The 22234-nt window shown below is 35.9% G+C and carries 24 protein-coding genes and 2 pseudogenes; 16 read left to right on the forward strand and 10 right to left on the reverse strand.

Going from position 1 to position 22234, the window contains the following annotated elements; genetic code table 11:
• Nucleotides 1-15: 15 nt before the first annotated feature.
• Nucleotides 16-1824 (reverse strand): ABC transporter ATP-binding protein, encoded by a 1809-nt coding sequence (locus FJR11_RS11930; RefSeq protein WP_371417511.1) that lies wholly within the window; start codon nt 1822-1824, stop codon nt 16-18.
• Between the two features lie 485 nt (nt 1825-2309).
• On the opposite strand from FJR11_RS11930, the gene FJR11_RS11935 reads away from it, so the two are divergent.
• Both FJR11_RS11935 and FJR11_RS11940 read left to right on the forward strand, forming a co-directional pair.
• Nucleotides 2310-2726: a DUF1824 family protein gene (locus tag FJR11_RS11935; RefSeq protein ID WP_168503878.1), complete on the forward strand. Its 417-nt coding sequence runs from the start codon at nt 2310-2312 to the stop codon at nt 2724-2726.
• A gap of 70 nt (nt 2727-2796) precedes the next feature.
• Complete coding sequence (locus FJR11_RS11940; RefSeq protein WP_168503879.1) at nt 2797-4701, forward strand: ABC-F family ATP-binding cassette domain-containing protein; 1905 nt, start codon at nt 2797-2799, stop codon at nt 4699-4701.
• A gap of 30 nt (nt 4702-4731) precedes the next feature.
• Here FJR11_RS11940 and FJR11_RS11945 read toward each other — a convergent pair whose 3' ends face one another.
• Both FJR11_RS11945 and FJR11_RS11950 read right to left on the reverse strand, forming a co-directional pair.
• Nucleotides 4732-5073, reverse strand: a complete 342-nt coding sequence (locus FJR11_RS11945; protein WP_168503880.1) for a DUF5615 family PIN-like protein — start codon at nt 5071-5073, stop codon at nt 4732-4734.
• Between the two features lie 3 nt (nt 5074-5076).
• Complete coding sequence (locus FJR11_RS11950; protein WP_168503881.1) at nt 5077-5403, reverse strand: DUF433 domain-containing protein; 327 nt, start codon at nt 5401-5403, stop codon at nt 5077-5079.
• 157 nt (nt 5404-5560) lie between these two features.
• Here FJR11_RS11950 and FJR11_RS11955 point away from each other — a divergent pair, with 157 nt between their 5' ends.
• The gene (locus FJR11_RS11955) at nt 5561-6259 is read left to right on the forward strand and encodes an ATP-dependent Zn protease (RefSeq protein ID WP_168503882.1); all 699 of its coding nucleotides are present in this window, start codon (nt 5561-5563) and stop codon (nt 6257-6259) included.
• Nucleotides 6260-6323: 64 nt separating this feature from the next.
• Here FJR11_RS11955 and FJR11_RS11960 read toward each other — a convergent pair whose 3' ends face one another.
• Together FJR11_RS11960 and FJR11_RS11965 are read right to left on the reverse strand one after the other, a co-directional pair.
• Nucleotides 6324-6551 carry a type II toxin-antitoxin system HicB family antitoxin gene (locus FJR11_RS11960; RefSeq protein ID WP_168503883.1) on the reverse strand — a complete coding sequence of 76 codons (228 nt, stop codon included), beginning with the start codon at nt 6549-6551 and terminating at the stop codon, nt 6324-6326.
• A gap of 35 nt (nt 6552-6586) precedes the next feature.
• Complete coding sequence (locus tag FJR11_RS11965) at nt 6587-7258, reverse strand: hypothetical protein (protein WP_168503884.1); 672 nt, start codon at nt 7256-7258, stop codon at nt 6587-6589.
• Nucleotides 7259-7534: 276 nt separating this feature from the next.
• Between FJR11_RS11965 and alaS the strand changes: the two genes are divergently transcribed.
• Both alaS and FJR11_RS11975 read left to right on the forward strand, forming a co-directional pair.
• Entirely contained in the window at nt 7535-10177 is a 2643-nt protein-coding gene (gene alaS / locus FJR11_RS11970; protein WP_168503885.1) for an alanine--tRNA ligase, read from the forward strand.
• Between the two features lie 86 nt (nt 10178-10263).
• Nucleotides 10264-11493 carry a PIN domain-containing protein gene (locus tag FJR11_RS11975; protein ID WP_168503886.1) on the forward strand — a complete coding sequence of 410 codons (1230 nt, stop codon included), beginning with the start codon at nt 10264-10266 and terminating at the stop codon, nt 11491-11493.
• Nucleotides 11494-11501: 8 nt separating this feature from the next.
• Here FJR11_RS11975 and FJR11_RS11980 read toward each other — a convergent pair whose 3' ends face one another.
• The 3 genes and pseudogenes from FJR11_RS11980 to FJR11_RS23775 form a co-directional block, all read right to left on the reverse strand.
• The gene (locus tag FJR11_RS11980) at nt 11502-11696 is read right to left on the reverse strand and encodes a DUF2281 domain-containing protein (protein ID WP_168503887.1); all 195 of its coding nucleotides are present in this window, start codon (nt 11694-11696) and stop codon (nt 11502-11504) included.
• Between the two features lie 72 nt (nt 11697-11768).
• Nucleotides 11769-11984, reverse strand: a complete 216-nt coding sequence (locus tag FJR11_RS11985) for a type II toxin-antitoxin system HicB family antitoxin (RefSeq protein WP_168503888.1) — start codon at nt 11982-11984, stop codon at nt 11769-11771.
• Nucleotides 11984-12082: pseudogene (locus tag FJR11_RS23775) on the reverse strand (type II toxin-antitoxin system HicA family toxin); the annotation flags it as partial. The pseudogene FJR11_RS23775 and the gene FJR11_RS11985, both read right to left, overlap by 1 nt.
• A 72-nt stretch (nt 12083-12154) precedes the next feature.
• On the opposite strand from FJR11_RS23775, the gene FJR11_RS11995 reads away from it, so the two are divergent.
• The 3 genes from FJR11_RS11995 (at nt 12155) to FJR11_RS12005 (ending at nt 14288) form a co-directional block, all read left to right on the forward strand.
• A complete protein-coding gene (locus FJR11_RS11995) occupies nt 12155-13294 on the forward strand; it encodes an ATP/GTP-binding protein (RefSeq protein ID WP_168503889.1) in 1140 nt (379 codons plus the stop codon).
• 2 nt (nt 13295-13296) lie between these two features.
• Nucleotides 13297-13953 (forward strand): DUF3226 domain-containing protein, encoded by a 657-nt coding sequence (locus tag FJR11_RS12000; protein WP_168503890.1) that lies wholly within the window; start codon nt 13297-13299, stop codon nt 13951-13953.
• A 74-nt stretch (nt 13954-14027) separates the two neighbouring features.
• Nucleotides 14028-14288, forward strand: coding sequence for a hypothetical protein (locus FJR11_RS12005; protein ID WP_148766275.1), 261 nt, complete (start codon nt 14028-14030; stop codon nt 14286-14288).
• Here FJR11_RS12005 and FJR11_RS12010 read toward each other — a convergent pair.
• On the reverse strand, nt 14285-15181 hold the full coding sequence (locus FJR11_RS12010; protein WP_168503891.1) for a 1-aminocyclopropane-1-carboxylate deaminase/D-cysteine desulfhydrase: 897 nt from the start codon (nt 15179-15181) through the stop codon (nt 14285-14287). The two genes, FJR11_RS12005 and FJR11_RS12010, sit on opposite strands and share 4 nt — an antisense overlap.
• A 68-nt stretch (nt 15182-15249) precedes the next feature.
• Between FJR11_RS12010 and FJR11_RS12015 the strand changes: the two are divergent.
• The 8 genes and pseudogenes from FJR11_RS12015 to FJR11_RS12050 all read left to right on the forward strand — a co-directional run.
• Nucleotides 15250-15589, forward strand: a pseudogene (locus tag FJR11_RS12015) (pyridoxamine 5'-phosphate oxidase family protein); the annotation flags it as partial.
• An 18-nt stretch (nt 15590-15607) separates the two neighbouring features.
• Nucleotides 15608-16015 (forward strand): GNAT family N-acetyltransferase, encoded by a 408-nt coding sequence (locus FJR11_RS12020; RefSeq protein ID WP_168504214.1) that lies wholly within the window; start codon nt 15608-15610, stop codon nt 16013-16015.
• A gap of 34 nt (nt 16016-16049) precedes the next feature.
• Nucleotides 16050-16958, forward strand: a complete 909-nt coding sequence (gene rnhA, locus FJR11_RS12025; RefSeq protein WP_168503892.1) for a ribonuclease HI — start codon at nt 16050-16052, stop codon at nt 16956-16958.
• A 593-nt stretch (nt 16959-17551) separates the two neighbouring features.
• Nucleotides 17552-18325, forward strand: a complete 774-nt coding sequence (hisF, locus tag FJR11_RS12030; protein WP_168503893.1) for an imidazole glycerol phosphate synthase subunit HisF — start codon at nt 17552-17554, stop codon at nt 18323-18325.
• 99 nt (nt 18326-18424) lie between these two features.
• Nucleotides 18425-18616, forward strand: coding sequence for a hypothetical protein (locus tag FJR11_RS12035; protein ID WP_168503894.1), 192 nt, complete (start codon nt 18425-18427; stop codon nt 18614-18616).
• 294 nt (nt 18617-18910) lie between these two features.
• On the forward strand, nt 18911-19597 hold the full coding sequence (locus FJR11_RS12040) for a hypothetical protein (protein ID WP_168503895.1): 687 nt from the start codon (nt 18911-18913) through the stop codon (nt 19595-19597).
• Between the two features lie 85 nt (nt 19598-19682).
• Complete coding sequence (locus FJR11_RS12045) at nt 19683-20444, forward strand: DUF1350 family protein (RefSeq protein ID WP_168503896.1); 762 nt, start codon at nt 19683-19685, stop codon at nt 20442-20444.
• 200 nt (nt 20445-20644) lie between these two features.
• Nucleotides 20645-21781, forward strand: a complete 1137-nt coding sequence (locus FJR11_RS12050; protein ID WP_168503897.1) for a PP2C family protein-serine/threonine phosphatase — start codon at nt 20645-20647, stop codon at nt 21779-21781.
• Here the strand turns inward: FJR11_RS12050 and FJR11_RS12055 are convergent, their stop codons facing one another.
• Complete coding sequence (locus FJR11_RS12055; RefSeq protein WP_168503898.1) at nt 21782-22108, reverse strand: STAS domain-containing protein; 327 nt, start codon at nt 22106-22108, stop codon at nt 21782-21784.
• Between the last annotated feature and the right edge of the window lie 126 nt (nt 22109-22234).

Raw genomic sequence — 22234 nt, forward strand, 5'->3', positions numbered from 1 at the left:
TGTAATTTTATTTTTCTATTTTAACCCAGATTGCACACGCCAGAGACTGGTGTAAATGCCATTTTTCTCTAACAGTTGCTCATGAGTTCCTGCTTCTACTAATTTGCCATGTTCCATGACATAAATACAATCAGCATTGCGAATGGTGGAAAGACGGTGAGCGATCGCTATTGTAGTCCGATTCACGGTAATCCGTTCTAAAGAACGCTGAATGGCGGCTTCTGTTTCATTATCTACCGCTGAGGTAGCTTCATCTAAGATCAAAATTGGTGGATCTTTTAATACTGCGCGAGCAATTGCAATCCGTTGTCTTTGTCCCCCAGATAACTTTTGCCCCCGTTCCCCCACAATTGTCTCATAACCTTGGGGCAAACTCATAATAAAATCATGGGCTTCGGCTATTTTTGCCGCCATGATGATATTTTCATTGGTAGCGGTAAAAGTCCCATAGGCTATATTTTCTCCCACTGTACCATGAAATAAAAATACATCCTGACTAACCAAACCAATAGCCCGGCGTAAATCTCGCAAATTTAATTTTTGTAAGTCAATACCATCAAGAGTAATTTTACCATTTTGCACTTCATAAAAACGCAGCAAGAGTTTAACTAAGGTACTTTTTCCTGAACCTGTTGAACCCACAATGGCAATGGTATTTCCTGCGGGAATTTCTAAAGATAAATTGTGAATAATTGGGGTTCTATTATGATAAGCAAAACTCACATTTTTAAATTCTAAAGCCCCCCGAATCATATCTACAGGTAAATCAATATTTCCGGGATGAATTTCAATGGGAGTATCTAACAAATCCATCACTCGATTAGTAGAAGCCATAGCCCTTTGATATAAATCAAAAGTATCGCCTAATCTTGTTAATGGCCATAGCAAAAGCTGGACTAAAAATATTAAAGAACTATACGCACCTACAGCTAATCTGCCCGCTACTGCTTCCATTCCGCCAAATAATAGCAAGATTGTAAAAGCTATTAAAATGAACATCCGAATTACCGGAATATAACCGGCAGATAACGCAATTGCTTTAGCATTACTTTGACGATAAGCATTACTTTCCGATTCTACACGGGCGGCTTCATAATCTTCCGCTGTAAAACTTTTAATTGTGGTAATTCCACTTAAATTATTAGATAATCTACTATTGAGTAAACCTACTTTTTCCCGAACCTCAGCATAACGAGGAGCAAGAAACTTCTGGAAAATCACCGAACCACCGAGAATAAATGGCATGGGCAAAATTGCCATCCCAGCCACACTAGGAGCTAAAATAAAGAAAGCACCGCCAACAATAATAATAGTTGTCGTTACTTGGATAATGTCATTTGCACCTACATCCAAAAATCGCTCTAATTGGTTAATATCATCACTCAAGATAGACATTAAACCACCGGTACTGCGTTCTTCAAAATAAGCTAATTCTAATTCTTGTAAGTGTTTATATGCGTCCAGTCGTAAATTATGCTGAATATTTTGTCCCAAATTGCGCCATAGTAATTTATAGGCATATTCCAACAATGACTCTAATACCCAAGTAATCACCGTCAACAAGGATAAAATCAGAAATTGCCCATAAATGTCTTTTACACCTAATCGGGCAATGATAGAATCCTGTTGCTTGACTACCACATCTACCGCAATCCCAATTAATACTGGTGGTGCTAAGTCAAAAACTTTATTGAGGATAGAAGCGCCAATGGCCAGCCGAATTTGTTTAATATACTTGTGTCCATAGTTAAATAGACGCTGGAGGGGACTGATAGAATGTTTACGCCTTTTGGATAATCGGGGAGATTTGAATGTTATAGCCACATCAATTGCTAATTACTTGCAACTAATATTACCACATAATCGAGTTGATTTGTTATCAATATTGAAGCTATAGATACAGTTATCTTCCTTTAGGAATATATTGGTATATCTCGTCATCAAACTTTGATTCTTGACTATTCTCAGATCCATCTGTGTTATTGTAATTAAAATGCCGCGTATAGGCAGGAGAGATGATATTGAAAAATTGGTAACTTCTAATTTGGCAAACTACAGTTTTCGGAATTATATTAGAAAAATGTTGTCATCAAAATTATTGTCCCCACCATCAACCACCAGGGTACAGTAACAGCGAAAAATGTCAGATGTGCTAATCTTCAGTGAAGACTCCGAATGCAGCATTTATTTCCTGCTTAAACTGAGGAAATATCCCATATCAATCTTGATTTTGTTCAAAAATGCTAGTAATGTGAGCAAATCTCACTCCCACAACCTGAACCAGACGTAACACTAGACAAATCAATATTATGTCTACTCCCAATCATCAGCAACTCTCACTCCCAGAAGCCAAGAAAATACTCAACAAATTTAACTGTCTGGATATTGCCCCCATTCTCAAACCATCGGAAAAAATTGTCACCAGTGAGGCATTGATTTTTCTCACCAGTCTGTCAGATTATCAAATCTTAGGTATTTGTGCTGATACAGCGGAAGAGGGAATTTTAGCAATGAAAACCTATTCTCGCGCTTTAGGTTATCAAGCACCAACTGATTTACCACAGCCAGAAGGCCCAGTTTACATCAAGTTAAATGGTAAAAATGGCTTGTGTTATCTCGATTCCTATGCTGGACATCATCGGGGAGTGTTAGTATCTTGCCAGTCTTATCAAGAGGGAGGAGTTAACGAGATGTATGGACATTTACCCCTCGATTTATTTGTCTAGAATTTCATTTACAATCATCTGTATGGTGGGCTATGCCCACCTATTTCTTAATCACTAATTACCAGATAATATGAGCATTGTTACACTCCAGTCAGTTAAAAAAGATTTTGGAATTAAAGAACTTTTAAAAGATGCCAATTTTAGCCTTGATACTAATGATAAAGTTGGTTTAATTGGAACTAACGGTTCTGGTAAATCAACGTTATTAAAAATGATTGCCAAACTAGAATCAATTGATAGTGGGCAAATTTTAGTGAATTCTGGGGCGAAAATTGTTTACTTGCCGCAACAGCCAGATATGGACGAAAATCACACTGTTTTAGAACAGGTATTCGCTGACAGTGGTGAACAAATGAACCTAGTCAAAGAGTATGAAGAATTATCTGATAAATTGGCACATTATCCCGATGATAGTCAGTTAATGTCTCGCCTTTCTACTGTGATGGAGCGCATGGATGCAACTGGTGCATGGGAAGTAGAAACTAACGCCAAAATCATTTTAACAAAGTTAGGAATTGTTGATTTTGATGTGAAAGTTGGCACATTATCAGGGGGATATCGCAAGCGAATTGCTTTAGCAGCAGCCTTGATATCAGAACCTGATTTATTATTAATGGATGAACCAACAAACCATCTTGATGCTCTTTCTGTAGAATGGTTACAAAGTTATTTAAATCGCTATCGAGGCGCACTTTTATTAATTACTCATGATCGTTATTTTTTAGATAAAGTTACTAATAGAATTATCGAAATTGATCGAGGTGATATTTACAATTACACAGGTAATTATTCCTATTATCTAGAAAAGAAAGCCTTAGCTGAAGAATCGGCTGTTAGCACTCAACGTAAACATCAAGGTCTTTTACGTCGGGAATTAGAATGGTTGAAAAAAGGACCAAAAGCTAGAAGTACCAAACAAAAAGCCAGAATTGATCGCGCTCATGAATTGAGAGATACTGAGTTTAAAGAAATTAATGGTAAGGTTGATATTTCTACCGTTGGCCGACGGATTGGTAAGAAGGTTATTGAACTCAAAAATGTTAGTAAAGCCTATAATAACAGAACTTTAATTCATAATTTTACTTATGAATTTAGTCCAGAAGATCGGATTGGTATTATTGGCGGTAATGGTGCAGGTAAATCCACTTTAATGGATATTATGACCGCCAGAATTAAACCAGATTCCGGTAGTGTGGAAATTGGGAGTACAATTCATATTGGTTATTTTAACCAGCATTCAGAAGAATTGTTAACGGCGGTAGATGATGATCAACGTGTGATTGATTATATTAAGGAAGAAGGCGAATTTATTCAAATATCCGACGGGACAAAAATCAGTGCTTCCCAAATGTTAGAGAGATTTTTGTTTCCGGGAAATCAACAATATGCACCCATTAATAAACTTTCTGGAGGAGAAAAACGCCGTTTATTTTTATTGCGGATTCTCATTAGTGCGCCAAATGTCTTGATTTTAGATGAACCAACTAATGATTTAGATGTGCAGACATTAGCGGTATTAGAAGACTATTTAGAGGATTTTAATGGTTGTGTAATTGTAGTTTCTCATGATCGTTACTTTTTAGATCGGACTGTAGATAGAATTTTTGCTTTGGAAGAAGGGGGAGGTTTACGTCAATATCCGGGGAATTATTCCATCTATTTAGATTATAAAAAAGCTGAGGAAGCAGAAAAACAAGAACCACCAAAAACTGTAATTGCCGAAAAGGTTATATCTCCAGTTGCAGAGACTAAAAAAGCCCGGAGGTTATCCAATTGGGAAAGACGGGAATTTGAGGAATTAGAAGGAAAAATTGCCAAGTTAGAAGCAGAGAAAACAGCAGCCGAAAGGAAATTAGCAACTGTGGCTGGAAATTATAGCCAAGTGCAGAAGCTATATGAAGAGGTGGAAACGCTGAAGAAAAATATTGATTTGTCCACAGAACGCTGGTTAGAATTAGCGGAAATGGATTCTTAAGTTGATTATCTAGTGACTATGCGCTGCGATTTAAATAACCGGACGTACCACGCGAATTAATTTGCCTGGCAACGTTCCCTCTACTTTCACAGCCTCATCAATCCGTGCAGAAAATTGTTCCCAGTTTCGATTGTTCGTACAAACAACAATACCGAAATGATGATCATTTTGACGATGCAAACGGATAAAATCACCTCTATTGATAGTTAATATCGCTCTCTCTTGACCTATCGCAAAAGCCAATACCTCATCATCAGGTATCCGTTGATTAGCACTTCCCGCCTCTTGAACCGTCAAAACGTCATGCCCCAAACTCCGTAACAATTCCACAACTTGAAAAGGAAACTGCTCATCCGCATAAAAACGTGCCATCTTCTAAGCTGCCTCATTCTGCTCAATCGCCAATTCCATCTCATCAGGATAAGCCTCTGCATATACCCAAGCATTTCCTAAATCCGTAGCTGTAATCGTTGGATAGCTCATTAAAAGGTCAACATCACTATATCCAAGACGGCGAGCCTCTACAAGCACCCAGACAGGAATCCGCGTATTCGCAATGCAAGCCTCTCCACCACAGATTCTAGGCGTTTTCTCAATTCCCTGCCAATTGCTACCCAGACTTTGAGCAAGTAACTGGATAACCTGTACTTTTTCACTAGGTCTGAGGGCAAGAAGTTGTTGTTCTAACTCTTTGACAATCACAGGTGTAAATCCTTATAACGTTTTAGCAATCTACATTTACTATTTTATATCTTAATGGTATCTATAATTAATGGAGATTGCATAATTTTTATTTGTTATTTGAGGAATTGGGGATAATTTTATTTTATTATATAAATATAATATAAAAAAACTTCCTATGAGCCAAACTGCGATAAATCTCGTTGCTATATCTGTTTTCCTGATGACTTTTTCTAGTTTGTTGGGACCATTAATACATCTTTCCCCAACGATACCAGCCTTAGCTACGGTGACGTTTTTAGGAATTGCAACTTTGGATAATTTTAGCTTTCAAGGCAAGGGAGGAACGATAGTATTAGACTTTGTGGCGCGGTTTTCTCCAGAATATAAAGAACGCATTTTACATCATGAAGCAGGTCATTTTCTCGTTGCTTACCTGCTAGGAATTCCGGTGACTGGCTACACTCTCAGCGCGTGGGAAGCTTGGCAAAAAGGACAACCGGGACAAGGGGGAATAACTTTAGAAGATCAGGAGTTAACCGCACAAATAGAAAAAGGTCAAATGACCGCCCAAATGTTAGACCGTTATTGTACTATTTGGATGGCGGGAATTGCGGCGGAAAGTTTGGTTTTCAATTCGGCTGAAGGTGGTAATGATGATAAAAGTAAGTTAACTGAAATTTTGCAAGTTCTCGGTTTTTCGGAAGCAGTTTATCAGCAAAAACAACGGTTTCATCTGCTTCAGTCTAAAAATCTGATTCAGGAAAATTGGGATAGTTATCAAGCTTTGGTAGCAGCAATGAGAGAAGGGGTTTCTGTTGAGGAGTGTTTGGAAATAATTGTCTCACGCAGAGGCGCAGAGGCACAGAGAGAATGAGTAGTTATACTCTGGTTTTAATTGTTTTTATCATGCTTTGGTGGCAGCAATTGTTATCCATTAATTAAGCCACATTAATCAATTGTTCTAAAGATTTAGCTAAGGGTAAAGGTTTTCCATCTTCTTGATATTCAGCAATTAACATTTCTATTACTTCCTGAGCATTTTTCACAGCTTCTTCATAAGTATCACCATGAGTATGATATTTTTGAGTAGGAAATTCAGGTAAATGAACTAAATAACATTTATCTTCACTACTCCATTGAATAATGATAGTATCAGGTAAATTCATTCTTTTGACTCCTCCTCTTGTGGCAATGAGAATAATTAATTATCAGTCCTGATAGTCAAACAATCATCTTGCAAATCTGGCGGTATTTTTGCAGGAAACTCATCATTAGAATCTATAATGACGCTAAAATGTTGATCTTCATATTTACCCAACTTTTTGATTTCACGCAGCCATTTAGCGAGATTATCGCCCATAAAATCAGGATTAGATGTATCGAGAATCAAAAGACGTATTTTACCCTGAGTCATTCTTCGGAGTCTTTTTTCAATTTGTTTAGCTGTAATTGATGATGGTTTAGTACGGTATGGATTAGCTACATAAAATCTTTCTGCAACTATACTGTAGCGACCTTCTGTAAGGGTATAACCATTATCAATCTTACCAACGAAAATGAAAACTTCATGATTATTGGGGCATGATTCAGAATTAACGAGATTTAAAATGTTAGTAGCAATTTTATTGTCTGTAAAATGTTCATGTGTTGTTGATTCATCTAACCATAATGTTCCGAGTCCTTCAGGATGTGAGTAAATGAACTCACGTTGATTAGGATTAAACTCTCCTACATTGATTAAAATATACCCTTTGCCAAACTCTTGCTTCATCTTATTTATGCGTTCAAATGTACCCATAACAAAACTTTTATCTTCCAGCAACTGATAGCATAATTTATGTAATGCTTGCTGCAACAGTAAAGAGTTATCCATAATTATTACACTGTACTCTAGGTAGATGACAATAGTTTATTATAGCAATACCTTCACTAATTTCTAAAAAGCCCATAATAGATAATGATCAGATTGTGTTTCAAAAACTGCTTTTGCAAATATAGCGGTTTCTGGTTTACCTGACTTATGTTCTGTAAAGAGAATGTAGAGACGTTAACGTGTGGGAAGCTTCTGCTACATGAAACGTCTCTACAGTTGTAGAATATAAGTCTTTCATCTGTTTTACTCTAATTAAATTTGATTTCTTAAAAACTCATGTCTTCAACTCTTCAGTTTCTTAGCGGTAACGATATTCGTCAATTATTCCTTGATTTCTACACCCAACGGGGACACCAACCGCTTCCAAGTGCTTCTCTTGTTCCCGAAGATCCAACTGTGCTGCTGACTATTGCGGGAATGTTACCATTTAAGCCGATATTCCTGGGACAACGGACACCGGAATTTAAACGCGCTACGACTTCGCAAAAGTGTATTCGTACCAATGATATCGAAAATGTGGGACGCACTCAACGCCATCATACATTTTTTGAGATGTTGGGTAATTTTAGCTTTGGTGATTATTTTAAACCACAGGCGATCGCTTGGGGTTGGGAATTATCCACTCAAGTCTTTGGTTTCTCCCCCCAGAATCTCGTTGTCAGCGTGTTTGAAGATGATGATGAAGCTTTTACCATCTGGCGCGATACCATTGGTGTAACGGAAAAACGCATCAAGCGCATGGGTGCAGATGATAATTTCTGGGTTTCTGGTGCTACTGGTCCCTGTGGTCCCTGTTCGGAAATTTATTATGATTTTCACCCAGAACGGGGTGAAGATAATATTGATTTAGAAGATGATACCCGATTTATCGAGTTTTATAACTTGGTATTTATGCAATATAATCGGGATGCTGCTGGTAATTTAACCCCGTTACAAAACAAGAATATTGACACGGGAATGGGTTTGGAAAGAATGGCGCAAATCCTGCAAAAGAAGCCGAATAATTATGAAACAGATTTGATTTTCCCAATTATTGAAACAGCAGCGAAAATTGCCAAAATTGATTATTACGAAAGTAATGAAAATACAAAAGTTTCTTTAAAAGTAATTGGTGATCATGTCCGTTCTGTGGTTCACATGATTGCTGATGAAATTCGCGCTTCTAATGTTGGTAGGGGTTATGTTTTACGGCGTTTAATTCGTCGAGTTGTCAGACATGGCAGATTAATCGGAATTTCTGGGGAATTTATTAACGAAGTTGCAGAAACCGCAATTTCTCTGTCTGAATTAATTTACCCCAATTTGCGACAAAGAGCAACTGCTATTAAAGCCGAATTACAAAGAGAAGAAGTTAATTTCTTGAAAACTCTGGATAGAGGAGAAAAGCTATTAGCGGAAATTATCCAAGAGGTAAAACAAAAAGGATTAAATTCTATTAGTGGTGAAAGTGCTTTTACTCTCTATGATACCTACGGTTTCCCATTAGAATTAACCCAAGAAGTTGCTGAGGAAAATAATATTACAGTTGATGTTGATGGTTTCAATGCAGAAATGCAAAAACAAGTAGAACGGGCAAAAGCTGCACACGAAACTATTGATTTAACTGTCCAAGGTTCTTTGGATAAACTTGCAGAACATATTCACTCTACACAATTCATTGGTTATACCCAATTAACAACAACAGCAAAAATAGAAGTTTTATTAGTTGCTGGTGTTTCTGAAGAAGCAGCAGAAGCAGGAACAGAAGTACAAATTGTTTTAGATAAAACACCTTTTTATGCTGAATCTGGGGGACAAATTGGCGATAAAGGATATATTAGCGGTGATGGGGTTTTAGTCAGAATTGAAGATGTGAAAAAAGAATCTGATTTCTTTATTCATTTTGGACGCATTGAAAGAGGAACAATTAGAATTGGTGATGAAATTACCGCACAAATAGATCGGGGTTGTCGTCGTCGCGCTCAAGCTAATCATACAGCAACTCATTTATTGCAAGCTGCTTTAAAGAAAGTTGTTGATGAAGGAATTTCTCAAGCTGGTTCTTTGGTTTCTTTTGATAGATTGCGCTTTGATTTTAACTGTCCCCGTGCTTTAACTGGTGAGGAAGTTCAACAAATTGAAGAACTAGTAAATAGTTGGATTTCCGAAGCTCATCCTGCTACAATGGAAGAGATGCCCATAGCGGAAGCAAAAGCTAAAGGTGCAGTCGCAATGTTTGGGGAAAAGTACGGTGATGAAGTCCGCGTGATTGATTTCCCTGGTGTTTCCATGGAATTATGTGGGGGAACTCATGTTAATAATACGGCGGAAATTGGCGTTTTCAAAATCATTTCTGAAGCGGGAGTTTCTTCAGGTGTGAGAAGAATAGAAGCAGTTTCTGGTGCGGCGGTATTGGATTATTTGAATGTTCGTGATATAGTGACGAAGGATTTGTGCGATCGCTTTAAAGTCAAACCCGAAGAAATACCCGACAGAATCACAACTTTACAAACTGAACTCCGCAATAACGAAAAAGAAATTCAAAGCCTAAAATCACAAATAGCAATAGTTAAATCTGACAGCTTATTACAGACTGCGGAAATAATCGGAGAACACAAAATCATTATCGCCCAAATGGCAGATATTGACGCAGAATCTTTAAAAGCTGCTGCGGAAAGATTGCTGCAAAAAATCGGTAATGGTGCAGTAGTTTTAGGTTCTATTCCTGAAGCCGGGAAGGTGAGTATTGTTGCAGCATTTAGTCCTGAAGTGAATAAGAAAGGTGTCCAAGCTGGTAAATTTGTAGGGAATGTAGCTAAGATTTGTGGAGGTGGAGGTGGTGGAAAACCCAACCTCGCGCAAGCTGGGGGAAGGGATGCAAGTAAATTACCAGAAGCATTAGAAACTGCGAAAAATGATTTGTTAGCAGCGTTGAAATAGGAGTTTGAAGAATGATGTAGAGACGTTTCATGAAACGTCTCTACAATGTAATATCAATTACATATAATGATCTGAGAGAAACAAACATGAACGAAAAAAATAAAGGAAACCAAGATGAATTTGATATTTTTATTGCTAATTCTATCTTTCCTGAAGCAGCTTCTATATTTTCCACACATATCAAAACAATTAAGTCAATAAAAAATACTGCAATAATTGTAATGGATGCAAACGCATTGCTTGTACCTTACAACGTGGGAAAAGACAGTGTGAGTCAGATAAGGACAACCTATGAAAAGCTGGTTAAAACAGGACAATTAATCATTCCTGGACAAGTCGCTCGTGAGTTTGCAAATAATAGAACAAATAAAATATTAACATTATTTCAACAATTGACACGAAAGCAAAATAGTATAACTAACTTACAAAAAGGTAAATATCCACTTTTAGAATCATTGCCTGAGTATAAAGAAGCTATTCGACTTGAAGAAGAAATTGATCGTCTTATAAAGGAATATAGAAAGACAATAAGTAGCGTTTTAGATCATATACGTTCATGGACATGGGATGATCCTGTAAGCCGTTTATATGCAGATTTATTTACAGAGGAAATAGTTTTTGATCTTTCAATAGATCAAGACAATATGAAAAAAGAATTGAAAAGACGGCAGATACATAAAATTCCACCTGGATATAAGGATGCGTCGAAAGATGATTCAGGGATCGGCGATCTACTAATTTGGTTTACAATTTTAGAGATAGGTAGATCAAAAAGTAAAGATGTTATTTTCGTCTCAGGAGATGAGAAGCCAGATTGGTGGGATAGAACGGAAAATCAACCTATATATCCACGATATGAACTAATTGATGAGTTTAGACGTGAATCTGGAGGATATTCTTTTCACATTATTCATTTCTCTCAATTTTTAGATTTATATGGTGCTAGTGAAAGTGCTGTAGAAGAAGTTCGTGAGGAGGAAAGTAGATTAAGTACAGAATTTAGTTTAATCGGTGAGTTTATTCATAAATGGCAGATCCTTGAACAAACTCTGCTTTCAAAATATCGTTTAATCAAAGCTAACTCACCAGAGCGATGGATAAATCCTACAGAAGTTGCTCACCAATTATATGGGTCTGGACTGGTAGATAAAAAATTTATAGTTGATTTACAAGATATAAAGCATTTGAGAAATGCTTTTGTACATGATAGAAATATTACAATGATTCGTACACAATTGGAAATTAAAAAAGCAATTTCTAAGCTGGATGAACTTATTATTATAGCAAGCAACATATCATTTGAGGATGCAGACTAAAACGCCTTCTATAAATTCTGCCATGCTGCATCTTCCTCTGGTTTTAACCAATCTTTTGCCAGCGAAGATTCACTCATAATCGTAATTTCTAGCATCTTTTTTTTTTGTTTAGTTTGTAAAAACTGCACAAAATATAAAACCTCTTGTAACACTGGTTCAGGTAGCTTTTCTAATTCTTGCGTAATTTGTTCTTTAGTTGTCATTGGATTTTCACCATTTTATAACTGTCAATAAATATCATATCAAATTCAGCAGTAATTATAAAGTAATTAGATTTATATATTTACTGCAACTTGACCAAATTTTGTCAAAGGTTTGGGTATAGGTTTTCCATCTTCTTTCAATACTTCCAAATACAATTCTATAGCTTCTTTAATATTTTCCTGTACTTCTGCTAAAGTATCCCCAATGCTGACACAACCAGGTAAGTCTGGAACATAAGCACCCCAGTTTGTCTCACCACGTTCATAAATTACTGTGTACTCAATCATTATATTTCTCCTAATTTTGCTTGCTTCCAAATTGATGAAAGTGTACCTACTGGAATGTCATCACTTGGTTTTCCAGGTACAACTACGATACCTGATTTACTTTCATGGGTATCTGAATGTTATAATAATTCTACTCTCATTATTTCTCTGTTGTCTTCATCTTAAAAATTATGCTAAAAAGTGTAAAAATAGAGAATTTTCGAGGTTTCAAATCTTTTGAACTTCAACAACTAGGTAGAATTAACTTACTAGTTGGTGAAAATAATAGCGGAAAAACATCAATATTAGAAGCTATTCAAATTTTATGCTCACGAAATGATCTTGATACACTTACGGAAATTATAACTAACCGGGGTGAAGATTTTTGGGATGATGATGGTAAAGGAGAACATCAACTTGATATTAGTCACCTTTTTTATGGTCATGAGATAAAACCTGGTAGTAAACTTTCTATATCAGCTAATAATAATCAAGAAAAACTTGATATACTGATAGCAATGCTACGTGCGAATAATACCAGTTTTCGTTATGATGAAACTAAGATTTATGAAGAAAATGTTAGTTCAAATAATGAAGATTTTGATAATTTTAAAAAACTTGGTTTTATTATTGAATGGACTCAAAATGAGCTACCACCAGAAAAGTTCTTATTATACATATCACCTGATAGTGGACTTTCTATTGACTCTATTATGATGTTCCGTCATAGAAAAAGTTTAAGAGCAAGTATAATACCGAAAACACAATTTGTTAAATCATCTTCTTTAAAAATAGAGGAAATGATTGATTTATTTGATCAATTAGTATTGACACCTGAAGAGAACATTGTAGCGGAAGCATTAAATAAAATAGACTCAAAAATTAAACGTATTGCTCCTATTAGTTCTCAAAAATTGAGGTATTCATCAGATTCACGCGGTGGTTTTCTGGTGCTTCTGGCTGATGGTAAGCGTGTACCTATTGGAAGTATGGGAGATGGTATTTGGCGAATTTTAGGACTTGCATTAGCTATAGTATCAGCTAAAGATGGATATTTATTTGTAGATGAAATTGACACTGGACTCCATTTTACTGCAATGTCTGATATGTGGAAAATGATTTGGGATACAGCGAAAAAATTAAATGTCCAAGTTTTTGCAACTACACATAATAGTGATTGTTGGAAAAGTTTAGCCGAAATTGCAGAACAAGAAAATGTAACTGATGATGGAATTAGGATTCATAGAATTGAGAAAGGTAAAGAAAAAAGTATAGTGTTTAATGAAGCACAAATTGTTATTGCTGTTGAAAGAGAATTAGAGGTACGTTAGCAATGGCAAAACATTATCACCCTAAAAGGCTATTAGTTGAAGGTCAAGATGATTTACGAGTCATACCAGAATTAATTGAAAAAAATGGAATTAATTGGGGAACGAAAAAAGAAGAAGCAATTATATCAATTCAAGAATGTGGAGGTTATGAAAATATTACTTATGACCTGATATATACAGAATTACAAACTGGAAGATGTACACATTTAGGTTTAATGGTGGATGCAGATGATAATGCGTCTTTACGTTGGCAAAGTATCAGAAATGCTTGTTTGCAAATTGAAAGTATTTCTCATCTTCCTGAACAAATACCAGAGACAGGATTAATTATTAATACACAAGATGATAAAAAAATTGGTGTTTGGATTATGCCAGATAATATCATCGAAGGGATGTTAGAAACATTTTTAGGTTATATGATTCCAGAACAGGGAGAACATCTTTGGCAATATGCACAGGAAGTAGCAAGAGAAGCAAAAAATAAAGGTGCAACATTCAAAGAATCTTATACTGATAAAGCGGAAATTTACACCTGGTTAGCATGGCAAGATGAACCAGGGAGACAAATACATCAAGCTATCAAGTATAATATTTTAAATCCGCAAACTCCCAAAGTGCAGGGTTTTATCAATTGGTTTAAGGATTTGTATGATTTGTAACCTCAATCTTCCTCTCCGTGCCTCTGCGCCTCTGCGTGAGATAATAATTCTAAATACCAAAGGAGTCAATAAAAATGAGTCGTATTAATCCTTATACCCTACAAATGCAAATCACCCAAATGTTTGCCCAAGGACAATCATTTTTTGCCCTAACCAAAGTTCAAGATTGGTTAAAAGAACATAATCAAAACCCCTTAGATTTTGAAATTATCTTTCACAAAAAACCTGCACCTCCTGGTTCAAAAGAAGTCATGGTAATAGAAATAGAACTAAAACGCAAAGACGGACAACCTGTAGATCCTTGGTTACAAGAACAAGCTAATTTACACGCTTAATTACCCTGTAAACCACCAGTATGGATTAATAGCAAAGATTCCGATTTAAAAAACCCTTTAGCAATTAAATCCATAACTCCATAAAACATTTTTCCTGTGTATACATGATCTAAAGGTATGTCATGTTGTTGTTGAAAATCTTGACAAAATAGCTTTAATTTATTAGTCACTTTAGCATAACCACCAAAATGATAATCAGATACAAGTTGCCAAGGTGCGGGAGAATTGACAGGTGTGGGTAAATTAGCAGCTAGATATTTTGTTAATAAATTATTGATATCTTCTTTGAGAAAATCACCATCTTTCAATACAGGAAAACCAATCACTTTTTGTTCTTGACTTAATGATAGTGTTATCCCTGCTAATGTTGTTCCTGTACCGCAAGCTAAACAGATATTATTAAATCCTTTAACTGTTTGTAATATTTCTATACAACCACGCATACCATTTAAATTACAACCCCCTTCAGGAATAATAAATACTTCCCCAAATCGTTGTTTCAATTGGTTTTGTAATTCTTCTGTATGGCGTTTTTTATATGTCTGACGATCAATATATACTAATTCCATTCCCTGTGATACTGCAAATTCTAAAGTAGGATTGAGAGGAATATTTTCTTCTCCACGAATTAAGCCAATAGTCCGAAAACCAAATAAATTTCCTGCGGCTGCGGTAGCATAAATATGATTAGAATAAGCACCACCAAAAGTAAGAATTGTAGATAAATTTTTCTGTTTAGCTTCCACCAAGTTATATTTCAGTTTAAACCATTTATTGCCGTTGATTTGGGGGTGCATGATATCGAGACGTAAGACAGATAGCTTAACACCTGCATTCGCTCCAATTTCACTATTAATTTGTTGAATAAGTGGAGGAAAAAAAATTGAAGACATTTTCAAAAAAAGTTATTATTTACTAGAATAGTATAAAATGCCAATTTTACCAAAAAAATACCCCAATTATGGCAAAAACTTTTGATTTAATCACGGAAGAACTACAAAAATTTATTATTAATCAAAAAATATTTTTTGTCAGGACAGCCCCCTTAAATTCGACAGATCATGTTAACCTTTCTCCCAAGGGAATAGATAAGTTTTCGCATTCTCTCCCCCCACCAAGTTGGTTATTTAGATATAACAGGTAGTCGTAACGAAACATCTGCTCATTTGCAGGAAAATGGGCGGATAACCTTGATGTTTTGTGCTTTTCAAGAACCTGCTTGTATTCTCCGTCTTTATGGTCAGGGACAAACTATTTTACCAGATTCTCCCGCATGGAATTCTCTCTATCCTCTATTTCCTCATAAAATTTTAAAAAATATGAATTATCAAGTTGTTAACCAATTAAATGAAACCCAAATTTGTGAACTTGTAGAATTATATAAAAATGAATTCTGGAGTCAAAACCGGACATATCAAGGTGTTGTCAAAATGCTGGTTGCATCTGATATTATTATCGGTTTAGTAAATGAGGAAGAACAATTAATTGGTTTTTGTCGCGTCCTGAGTGATTTTGTTTATCGCGCAGTTCTCTATGATGTCATTGTTAAACCTAGTTATAGAAAAAGAGGATTTGGTGCTAAATTATTAAATGAAGTCGTTAATCATCCCCAATTAAAAGAAGTTGAAAATATTGCTCTTTTTTGTTTACCAGAAATGATACCATTTTATCAACGTTGGGGTTTCACAGATGTTGTGAAGCTGGAATTAATGTACCGTTACCAATAATATAAGAATCCAAAAACAGTTCTCTAATTTTATCATGTCTAATCAACGCATAATTCAAAGTATATACACAGATGGGGCTTGCACAGGCAATCCTGGACCTGGTGGTTGGGGTACAGTCGTCTATTTTAATGATGGTTCGGTGCATGAAATGGGTGATTCATCGCACCACACTACTAATAATAAAATGGAAATGCAAGCCGCGATCGCCGCTTTGGAATTTTTTAAATCATCTCGACAAACTGAAGCTATTACCCTGTATACTGATAGCAAATATGTGATTGATTGTGTTACCAAATGGGTGAAAGGCTGGAAAAAGAACGGTTGGAAAAAATCAGATGGTAATCCTGTCCAAAACCAAGACCTCTTAGAAATCCTCGATGCACTCAATAGCCGACTGGTACAATGGGAACACGTCCGGGGACATTCTGGTAATATTGGCAATGAACGCTGTGATACGATTGCTCGCTCCTTCGCCAATTACAAAATCCCCCACCTCCAACAGTCATTACCCGAATTTCTTCACGAAACTTTACCTAAAATTGAGGAGATAAGCGTAGTAAAAGTACCTAATGATCCCATAAACTCTACAATAACTAATAAAAATACACCGGAAAGCAGTCCCTCTGCATCAGATACAAGCACTATGGAACTATCTACAACGCCAACTGCGACGACAACCAATGAACAACCCACTGAAATCAGGGTTTTACAGCTTCGCAACTTGGTGGAAACTTTACGCATTGCGGACGAAATTGCCGAAAAAGGCTATCTAATTACCAGTTCAGAATTAGCAGACTTAATGAGTGTCCACTCTAGTGCCGTTACTAGCCGAGGTGATGAATGGCGCTGGCGAAATTGGATAGTTTCACGGGTAAGACGGGAAGGTAATCAAATTCTCTGGGAACTTGAACGGGGGGACAAAGTAGAAGTAGAAGTAGATTAAAATAATTTGTAATTCGTAATTCGTAATTCGTAGTTAAGTTTGATAAATGGCATAGAAAATAGGTAAAAGTTGCGCGTTTTATCAATTACAAATTACGGGTTATGGTATTAATAAGTTAAATAAAATGTATTCATAATCATCAATATGATCTCCCCGTCAAAAAATTTTCATCATGGCTGAGAAATATTATTTGTGATTTTAATTCTCCCTCTAACTACAAAACGTAGCAGTCTATTGATAGCTTGTACCTCTTCTTCGTTTAATATCTCCTACATTTGATTTTATCTAAGTGATTAACCTAAGCATTGAATTGTGAAAATGATCAAATATTATAGTGATAGCAATAGCTATAAACTAGTGACTTCTATCACATGAATGCTACATACCTCTGATCTTCCTAACATGAAAGTGGATCGCTGAAAACATTAATGTAACTCCTATAGGGTAGGTGTATTTTCGCTTATAATGATATAACCTTAATTATATTCTCGTCTGGACAAAACCCTTTATCTCTTGATCCACTCTTGTCATCTATTTCCCAATTACCTTTACAATTTAGATTCCTAGCAATTACCAGGAGTAAAAAAAGGATTATGTTGTCTAAAAGAATCTTACCTTGTCTAGATGTCAAGGCTGGCAGAGTGGTTAAAGGCATTAACTTTATTGATCTCAAGGATGCAGGTGATCCAGTAGAACTGGCCAAGGTTTACAATGAAGCCGGTGCAGATGAGTTAGTGTTTCTGGATATTACAGCGACTCATGAAGACCGAGACACGATTATTGATGTGGTTTACCGGACTGCGGAACAGGTCTTCATTCCCTTGACTGTGGGTGGGGGAATTCAAACCTTAGAAAATGTTAAAGGTTTGTTACGAGCCGGGGCTGACAAGGTTAGTATTAATTCTGCGGCGGTCAGAAATCCCGATTTAATCAATCAAGCAAGCGATCGCTTTGGTAATCAGTGTATTGTTGTGGCTATTGATGCCAGACGTAGACTTGACCCTGAGAATCCTGGTTGGGATGTGTATGTTCGTGGGGGCAGAGAAAATACTGGTCTAGATGCTCTAAGGTGGGCTGAAGAAGTAACAAAACGGGGGGCGGGAGAATTGTTAGTCACAAGTATGGATGCTGATGGAACCCAAGCTGGTTATGATTTAGAGTTGACAAAAGCGATCGCTAATGCTGTAGAAATTCCCGTCATTGCTTCTGGTGGTGCGGGAAATTGTGAACACATTCACACCGCTTTAACTGAAGGTAAAGCCGAAGCCGCACTTTTAGCCTCATTGTTACATTTTGGGCAACTCAGTGTGGCACAAATTAAAAATTATTTGCATGAACGCAATATTCCTGTTCGTCTTCCTACTTGAGATCAGATATAGCGACCAGCTACATATGTTGAAGATAAAACACAGTTCTCCGAAACAGTGTTAAGATAAGGGTACTTCTATTAAGAAATATTAAGAAATATGTTGATTCCTATTTTAATCTTTGATGTCGCACTTGTAGCATGGTCGCTACACCTGATGGAAAAAGCCTATGAGTATAAAGAATTTTCGCTCATGTTGGCTGGTACATTAGTAGCATTAGCCGCAGCAGCAATGCTGGTAGTTTACTTTTTAATGGGACACTGTATGAGTTATTTGTTACAAGTATCTTAGGTAGGGCAACAGCAAAAGTAATTGAGGATGACTACATATTGGTATGGTTAACCGTGAACATCTAAAGAATATTAAATTTGCTATCCTTCGTTAATTCACAAAATTAAACTAAAATTTAGTTGATTTTAATCCCTAATAGCTCAGGGTGGTATGAGCCATAGTTCTATAAGTTATCACAACGTTAAAAACCCCCATTCCCTGGATTCATTCACTAAAATTCCCGGTTCACTACCATTCCAGAAATCTACTTGTTATATTAGACTAAATCACTAGTATGTTAAGGATTTAGTAACTGTGCGAGATGATTTACAGGGATTGGATATTAGTCATGATCAACTGCAAGAATTGACTAACTTACCTGTTAATAATAAATTAATCATTATTACTGATACTATTCAGCAATTCGGTAAACAGTTACTAAAAAAAGCTCAAGCAACAGAAAGTGCCAATGTAGTTTTTGTAGGACTGTCTATTTCTGTTTGTACCTATCTGTTAGTAAAGTTATCATCTTGGATATCATTGATCTTTTTACTTTTGTGGGTAGGTGGGACTATACAAACTTTATTGTATTTAATATGGAAAGTGAAAAGCAAATTTCTCAAGAGGAATATGACAAATTCTTTACGGATTTTAATAAATGATGTAGAAAGATATAATTCCGTGATTAAAGCTATAGATATTAATGACCAAATTGAGGATGTTGGCAACTTAGAAGTAGGTATACAAGCAAGAGAAAAAGTATTAGCCGCACTTGAGCTAACCAAATATGATTTAATACGCGCTTTAAAAACAGAGAGAATTTTGCGAGAGAATAAAAGTTTTATTATTACCAATTCTGATTTGTTTACCAATAATTTAGCAGCTTTGGCATCAATGCAAGTTACGGAAGAGGCCACGGAACATGGCAGATTATTAAATGAAGCGTTGCAAATTTCCCTAGATGTGCAGCATGAAATGAAAAATTTGCAAAGTAAGAGTTAAAATTAATACGCTATATGTGTTTATATGTAAGATGTAGGTATGGAAAATACTTTCACTTAAATTCTCTTAACTCTATCCTTATCTTATGAACTGGCAAGAAATTAGAGGCAACTGGGTACTTGTTCCTCGCAATCCCATCGGGATTATCCATTTTTTAGGTGGTGCTTTCGTCGCTACCCTACCACATTTAACTTATCGTTGGTTGCTGGAACATCTCGCGGATCAAGGATATGTAATTATTGCTACGCCTTTTGTCAATACCTTAGATCACGTAGCGATCGCCAAATCTGTACTTCTCAAATTTGAACGTACCCTAGAAAAACTCCAAGATTCTGGAGAACTTCGCAAACTTTACCTTCCTACCTATGGAGTCGGACATAGCATGGGTTGTAAACTCCATTTACTAATTGGCAGTCTTTTTTTAGTCCAACGTGCTGGTAATATTTTAATATCCTTTAATAACTTTACCGCCAATGAAGCTATACCCTTGGTAGAACAGTTAAATTCCACCTTAGACATTGAATTTACACCTACTCCTGCCCAAACTAACCAAATAGTGCAAGAAAACTATCAGATCCGGCGGAATTTATTAATAAAATTTAATAAAGACACTTTGGATCAATCAGCAAACTTAACAACAATTTTACAACAACTCTTTCCTGAAATGGTAACAACACAAACTTTATCAGGAACTCATACCACACCTTTAGGTCAAGATGTTAAATGGCAACCAGGAAGCTCTTTTAGCCCTTTTGATGCTTTAGGACAATGGCTAAAACAAGAAGTTTACCGAGACTTAAACCAATTAAAACAAGTTATGTTGTTTTGGTTAAATCCCCTTTCCTGATGATAATTTATATGTATTTAAACTATCATTATATCTCTGGTTGTCTACATATAGATTACACCTAATTTAGAGTTAATCAAAGGCTTAACTAGACATTCGGTGAATATAAAAAACAAGAATTATTTGAGGTAAATCACCCAGTCTTACTCCTCTAGATTTAAATACATTCACGAAACCATAGATTACTTGATCCTGATCCTATGTTTGAAATACTAGTCATTGATGATGACCGATCCATACAAATGTTCCTCAAAAGGATGTTAGAAAAACAAGGTTATGAGGTTATTACTGCTAGTACAGGAGAAGAAGGAATTTTAAGAACCTTGGATTCACCTCCAGCCCTAATTATATGTGATTGGATTATGCCTGGTTTGAGTGGGATAGAAGTATGTGATCGCATTAAAAAAGATCCCAAATTATCTACCACATTTTTTATTTTATTAACATCTCTAGATTCAGTCGCAGATCGAGTCAAGGGATTAGATGCAGGTGCGGATGATTTTATCACCAAACCTATTGAACAAAATGAATTACAAGCAAGAGTAAGAGCCGGGTTACGACTACATCAGTTAAGTCAGGATTTACATACCCAAAAGCTACTTTTAGAAACTGAACTAGCCGAAGCTACAGAATATGTAAAATCCCTGTTACCCCTTCCTGTCAAGAAACCCCTGAATATCAACTTTCAATTTTTACCATCACGGCAACTTGGTGGAGATTGTTTCGACTATAATTGGCTTGATCCTGATTCTATAGCTATTTATTTACTAGACACGGCTGGACATGGACTCAAAGCCACTCTCCCTGCTATTTCTGTATTAAATCTATTACGTTCCCGCGCTCTCAAAGATTTAAATTACTATCAACCCAGTGAGGTATTAGCAGCTTTAAATAATACCTTTCAAATGAATTATCAAAATGATAAATATTTTACAATTTGGTATGGAGTTTATAATCGAGTTAGCCGTCAATTAACCTATGCTAGTGCTGGACATCCACCATCAATTATGCTCTCTGGAAGTTCTCCTACTAACACAGAGGTAAAAAGATTAAAAACTCCAGGAATGCCTGTGGGTATGTTTCCTGAAGCTAAGTATGTTGATGCTTCTTGCTATGTCGAAAAATCTAGCACTCTTTATATTTTTAGTGATGGTGCTTACGAGATTACTCAATCCGATGGTACTCTTTGGAGTTTAGAAAGTTTTATTCAGATTCTCATTAGTTTACAGTATTCTGTTGATAACCAACTTGATTATATCCTGAATTACTTGATTGACTTAAACTCCAAAGAGAATTTTGAGGATGATTTATCTATTTTGCAAGTTAAATTTGATTAATCAAGTAGCAGAAAGCAAAAGATTTGTAAATGCGTCTTGACTAGGAACAATTGTAAATATGCTATCCATACCAGTTAATTCAAATAACATTCTAACTTGCTGATTAATCGAACAAATAACCATCTTTATCCCAGATTCCTGCAAAGTTTTAAATGTCAAAACTAGAGTGCCTAACCCAGAACTATCCATAAATGTGACACTATGACAATCAATTAACACAATTTTGATTTCACTAGCAATTACTTCTTGAATATTTTCCTGAAAGTCCTGGGAGGTACTGGCATTGAAGTTGCCACTGATTGCAATCACTTTCACCTGCTGATTCATAATATCCTAATCTTGATTTAATTTTAAGAATGTTTTGATTCTGATATTATGAGTATACCCTAATATTAGATCATAAAAAGATATTTAGCACACAAAAATATTAAGTAATATTTAATCAAGAATTAA

The organism is Anabaena sp. UHCC 0187 (assembly GCF_009712035.1).
GTDB lineage: Bacteria > Cyanobacteriota > Cyanobacteriia > Cyanobacteriales > Nostocaceae > Dolichospermum.